Source organism: Acinetobacter sp. Lyrl_1 (assembly GCF_051948795.1).
GTDB classification, from domain to species: Bacteria; Pseudomonadota; Gammaproteobacteria; order Pseudomonadales; family Moraxellaceae; genus Acinetobacter; species Acinetobacter towneri.
This window is the reverse complement of the sequence record NZ_JAYJLK010000107.1, coordinates 1-680: the sequence shown is the minus strand read 5'-3', so window position 1 is coordinate 680 and position 680 is coordinate 1. Positions and strand designations below refer to the sequence as shown.

1 pseudogene is annotated in these 680 nt (G+C 29.4%); it reads left to right on the top strand.

What is annotated here, in order from left to right:
• Positions 1-680: pseudogene (locus tag VF675_RS13745) on the top strand (PIN domain-containing protein); the annotation flags it as partial.

Sequence of the window (680 nt, the reverse complement as noted above, 5' to 3'; positions counted from 1 at the left end):
ATTAATAGTGATGCTGAATTTTTTTCAAGATCTTGGTTAAGTGGGCTAAATGCGAATATACAGCAGATTGACAATAATCAAACTATTTCAGCATTAGAGGCCTATTTCAAAGGATCAGCTCCTCTTACATCTCCTAAAAATCGAGAAGATATCCCAGACAGTTTTATTTGTCGGGGAATAGAAGAAATAAAGAAAAGATTTTCAAATTTGGTTGTTATCGCAAACGATAAAAAAATAGTAAATACTTTTTCTAAATTACCAAATTATTCAATATTCCATAGTGTAGAGGAATTTATTTTAAGCACTCATATACAAGAAAAATTGCAAGGCCTAGATATTATTGATAGCCAAATTGGAAATTTATTATCTTTTATTCAACGCTCAGAAATAAAAAATCCAATAATTCATGATTTTTTAGCAGATAAAATAAGCGATGAAATTTGGAATATTAAAATTCACGATATTTCTTATTCTAATGATGAAAATGAAGCGACAATATCCTCAGCATATACTGGAAGTAATATAACTCTAGATTTAAAAAATCCTATTCACTATGGGGAAGATCAAATTGGTTTTCGTTTTGACTTAGAAGTAGAAGCTGAAATCGAATATTTTATAGATAAACATGAATACTATAGCCGTCTTGAAAATGAGTGGGCTGTTTATGTCAGCGATTGGAA